Origin of the sequence: Streptomyces sp. W16 (assembly GCF_033194735.1) — a bacterium.
Lineage (GTDB): Bacteria > Actinomycetota > Actinomycetes > Streptomycetales > Streptomycetaceae > Streptomyces.
In genome coordinates this window covers 1-4,289 of the sequence record NZ_JAWOAI010000695.1, presented here as the reverse complement: position 1 = coordinate 4,289, position 4,289 = coordinate 1, and the positions used below count along the sequence as shown (strand labels likewise).

Annotated in this window: 3 protein-coding genes and 1 pseudogene; 1 reads left to right on the top strand and 3 read right to left on the bottom strand. The window is 71.3% G+C overall.

Going from position 1 to position 4,289, the window contains the following annotated elements:
• Positions 1-808: pseudogene (locus tag R6V09_RS47320) on the bottom strand (FUSC family protein); the annotation flags it as partial.
• Positions 809-855: 47 nt separating this feature from the next.
• Positions 856-2,232 carry an NAD(P)/FAD-dependent oxidoreductase gene (locus R6V09_RS47315; protein ID WP_317887641.1) on the bottom strand — a complete coding sequence of 459 codons (1,377 nt, stop codon included), beginning with the start codon at positions 2,230-2,232 and terminating at the stop codon, positions 856-858.
• A 250-nt stretch (positions 2,233-2,482) separates the two neighbouring features.
• Here R6V09_RS47315 and R6V09_RS47310 point away from each other — a divergent pair, with 250 nt between their 5' ends.
• The gene (locus tag R6V09_RS47310; protein ID WP_317887640.1) at positions 2,483-3,307 is read left to right on the top strand and encodes a methyltransferase domain-containing protein; all 825 of its coding nucleotides are present in this window, start codon (positions 2,483-2,485) and stop codon (positions 3,305-3,307) included.
• 15 nt (positions 3,308-3,322) lie between these two features.
• Here the strand turns inward: R6V09_RS47310 and R6V09_RS47305 are convergent.
• Positions 3,323-4,289: AMP-dependent synthetase/ligase (locus R6V09_RS47305; protein ID WP_317887639.1), on the bottom strand; the 967-nt coding region annotated here is incomplete at its 5' end.

Sequence of the window (4,289 nt, the reverse complement as noted above, 5' to 3'; positions counted from 1 at the left end):
CGGCGCTGCGCGCGGTCAGCAGCAGGAGCCCCAGCCGCTCGGCGGCGATCTCGGCGTCGGCGATACGGCGCTGCACCAGCCGCGCCACCGCCTCGTCCGCGGTCCCGTCCTCCAGCCGGCCCTGGATCAGCAGCGCCGTCTCGTGCAGCCGCGCCGTCCCCTCCCGTACGTCGTCGAGGGCCTTCTCCATGTCGTCGGGACCGGCGTCGAGCAACGCGAGCTGCGCGGTGACCAGTTGGGCGAACCGCGCCCGGAAAGCCCGCCGCAGCCGGTCCAGCGTCCCCGTGGGTGTCTCCGGCACCAGCGCGAACCGCACCAGCGCACTGCACACGAAGGCCACGCCGATCACGCCGTACAGCCGAGGCAGCGCGGAGACGGTCACGCCGACGAACAGGGACAGGAAGTAGATCTGGAAGCCGATCAGGCCGAGGGCCGTGCCGCGGTCGCCGAAGCGGCGGCTGTAGACCGCGCCGAAGATCAGCAGGACGAAGAAGACGTCACCGGCGACCACCCGCGAGTTCAGCAGCGCGCTCAGCGACACCGAGGCCAGCGCCACCGGCAGACCGAGCGCCAGCGTCACCGCCTGCCGCGCGCGCTGCTTCTCGCGGATCGCGAACGTGGAGACCATCGCCGCCATCGCCCCGGCCACCAGATGCGGCACCGAGGCATGCAGCAGGGAGAGCACGGCCAGCGCGAGAGCGATCGAGGCCACCGTCCGCAGCCCGGCCGTCAGCCGCAGCAGTCCGGGATCGGACGCCGCGACGCGATACCGCACCCGTGCCCACGCCGCCCGTCCCGCTGCCCTCACGCCGCCGTACTCTCCCCAGGTTCACGCCAAGATCCGTACGACCGATGCTACGGCTCCTGGGATCCGGCCCCTTCGACGTGCTCCCGCAGCTGCTCCGGCGTGAGATACGAGTCGGTGTACTCGAAGTCCTTCAGCGTGGCCGGTTTGCGGGCCTGGAAGCCGGTGCGCACGAAGTCGTCGCCGGCCAGCGCGTTCAGCGTCCAGTTCGTCGCGACACGGACCTTGGCCACGTTCGTGCGCAGCGCCGCCCAGTGATAGCCGCGGGCGGCGAACTGGGCGGGCAGACCGCGCAGTTCGATGCCCAGCGGCTTGGACACCGCGTCCTTGCCGCCGAGGTCCACGACGAGCCCGAGGTCCTTGTGGACGTACGGCTTCAACGGCTGGTTGCGCAGGGTCGCGATCACGTTGTCGGCGACCACCTTGCCCTGCCGCATCGCGTGCTGCGCGGTCGGCGGGCAGATCGCGCCGTCCCCGCCCTTGGCCTCGTCCGGCACCGCGCCGGAGTCGCCGAGCGCGAACACCCCGTCGTGTCCGGGGAGTTTCATGTCGGCGGTGACCGCGAGCCGCCCCCGGATCGTCTCCGCGCCCAGCGTGGCGATCAGCGGGCTGGCGACCACACCGGCCGTCCAGATCAGCGTCCGGGTCGGCACCACCCGCCCGTCGGTGAAGGTGACCTCCTCCGGCCCCGCCTTGGCGATGGAGACACCGAGCGAGATGTCGATACCGCGCTTGGTCAGGATCTCCTGCGCGCTCTTGCCGAGCTTGTCGCCCAGCTCGGGCATCAGCTTCGGCGCGATGTCGATGAGGTGCCACTTGATCAGACCCGGGTCGATACGCGGATAGCGCTTGACCGCGGCATGCGTCAGCTTCTGCAGACAGGCGGCCGTCTCGGTGCCCGCGTATCCGCCGCCGACCACCACGAACTGGAGCCGCGAGGCCTTCTCCGCCGGGTCGTCGCTCGCGTCCGCGAGGTCGAGCTGCGTGATCACGTGGTCGCGGATGTAGGCGGCCTCGGCGAGGGTCTTCATGCCGAAGGCGTTGTCGGTCAGCCCGGGGATGTCGAAGGTGCGGGTGATGCTGCCGGGGGACAGCACGATGTAGTCGTAGGGCTCGTTGACGATCTCGTCGTTGATCGTGCGGATCACACAGACCTTGGCCTTGATGTCCACACCGATGGCGCCGCCCGGGATGATCCGGGTGCGGTACTTCTTGCTGCGGCGCAGCGATACGGCGATCGACTGCGGGGTCAGGACGCCGGAGGCGACCTGGGGCAGCAGGGGCAGATAGAGCTGGTAGGAGAACGGCGTCACCAGCGTGACGTCGGCTTCCTCCGGGGTCAGTTTCCTCTCCAGGCGGCGAACGCACTCCACTCCTGCGAAGCCTGCGCCAACCACCAGGATCCTCGGTCGTGTCACGGTGTTCATCCCTTCTGCGGCTCCAGGCGGTCTGCCTCGACGCCGTACGCCTGCCCCTGGATCGCTGCTTCGCACCAACATCGATCCCACCGTGCCGGGAGCCGTTCCGCCAGCTGAGCGCGGCAGGCAGACGTACGCGTGGAGCACCAGCATGCCCCGCCCACGCCCTCCGTACGCCGCGGACGCGTGAACAAATGGCGTACCTGAATGACCTTTGACCACCCCGTCGACGACCGGTACGGACCGTAGAGTGCACGCCATGTCGCACACTCAGCCCGAGCCGGGGTCCGGCTTCCGCACCCAGAACATCGACCCCGGCAGCGTGCCGAGGCTGGTGGCCGCGCTCGACATACAGGAGACCAATCCCGGCGTACGACGGCTGCGGGCCTGGGCGCACGAGGCACTCGCCCCGCGTGACGGCGAGCGGGCCCTCGACATCGGGTCCGGTACCGGCTCGACGACGCGTGCACTGGCCGCGGCGGTCGGGGACAGCGGGTCGGCGCTCGGTGTCGAGCCCAATCCCGGGCTGCGGACGGTCGCCGAGGAACGCGCCGCCGAGGCCGACAACCCGGCGCGCTTCACGGACGGCGACGCGCTGTCCCTGCCCGTGCCGGACGCCTCCGTGGACGTCGTCTGGTGCGAACGGGTGCTTCAGCACCTCGCCGAACCGGACAAGGCGGTCGCCGAGATGGCCCGCGTGCTGCGGCCCGGCGGGCGCGTGGCCCTCCTCGACACCGACTGGGCGACCACGATCCTGCACCCCGGCGAACCGGAGATCATGGCCGCGCTCACCTCGGGCGCCCTCACCGGCGCGGCCAACCCGTACGCGGGACGCCGGCTCGTCGGCCAGCTCAGCGCGGCCGGGTTCGTCGTCGACGACCGCGGTTCGCAGGCGCTGCTCCAGGACCACCGGTCGGTCGTCTGGCCGCTGATCCGCATGCTCGGCGAGTCCGCGGTGCGCCGCGGCGCGCTCACCGAGGCCCAGCGCGACCGCGCCTACGCCGACCTCACCGAGGCCGCCGAGCAGGGCGCGCTGCACATGTCCGTGACGATGTTCGCGGTCGTCGCCCACCGCCCGGAGTGACCCCCCGGACAGGCCCTACCGGAACACGTTGTCCGCGTCCTCCCACCCCGTGACCTGCTCGTCCGCCGTCGGCAGTCGCGGGGCACGCGCGCGTGCCTGGTACATCGCGTCGATCTCGAACGCGTATTTCCGCACGATCGCGTCCCTGCGCAGCTTCATCGACGGCGTCAACAGCCCGCCCGCGACGTCGAACGGCTGCGGGAGCACCCGGAACACCCGGATCGACTCGGCGCGCCCCACCGGGCTGTTGGCGGCCGCCACGGCCCGTGTGATCTCCTCCCGCAGCGCGTTCTCCTCGCGCGCCTCCCGGCCCCGCGCGTCGCTCTGCATCGCAAGACCGGCCTGCCAGTGCGCCACGAACTCGGGGTCCAGGGTCAGCAGCGCCCCCACACAGGGACGGTCGTCGCCGACGACCACCGCCTGATGGATCAGGGGATGCATGCGCAGCCGGTTCTCCAGGGCGGCCGGCGCGACGCTCTTGCCGCTGCTGGTGATGATGATGTCCTTCTTGCGGCCGGTGATCGTCAGATACCCCTCGGTGTCCAGCCGCCCGATGTCCCCGGTCGCCAGCCAGCCCGCGTGCACCGCCGACCGGGTCGCCCGCTCGTCGTTGATGTAGCCCTGGAACACCGAGGGACCGTGCACCAGGATCTCGCCGTCCTCCGCGACCCGGATCTCGGTGCCCGGCAGCGCCTGCCCCACGGTGCCGATCTTCTCCCGGCCCGCCGGCTGCATGGTGATCCCGCCCGCGGTCTCCGTGAGCCCGTAGCCGTCGTGCACCATGATGCCGATGCCCGAGTAGAACAGGGACAGTTCACGGTTCAGGGGAGACCCGCCCGAGGTGGCGCCGACCACCCGGCCGCCCAGACCGGCGCGCAGCTTGCGGTACACCGTCCGCTCGTACACGGCGTGCTGCAGCCGCAGATCGAGGCCGGGGCCCGAGCCCCGGCCGAGTCTCAGCCGCTCCTCGGCCGCCGCGAAC

Bases quoted from the DNA above. Each gene is read 5' to 3' on its own strand.
- R6V09_RS47315 (WP_317887641.1), bottom strand. From the start codon at position 2,232: ATGAACACCGTGACACGACCGAGGATCCTGGTGGTTGGCGCAGGCTTC.
- R6V09_RS47310 (WP_317887640.1), top strand. From the start codon at position 2,483: ATGTCGCACACTCAGCCCGAGCCGGGGTCCGGCTTCCGCACCCAGAAC.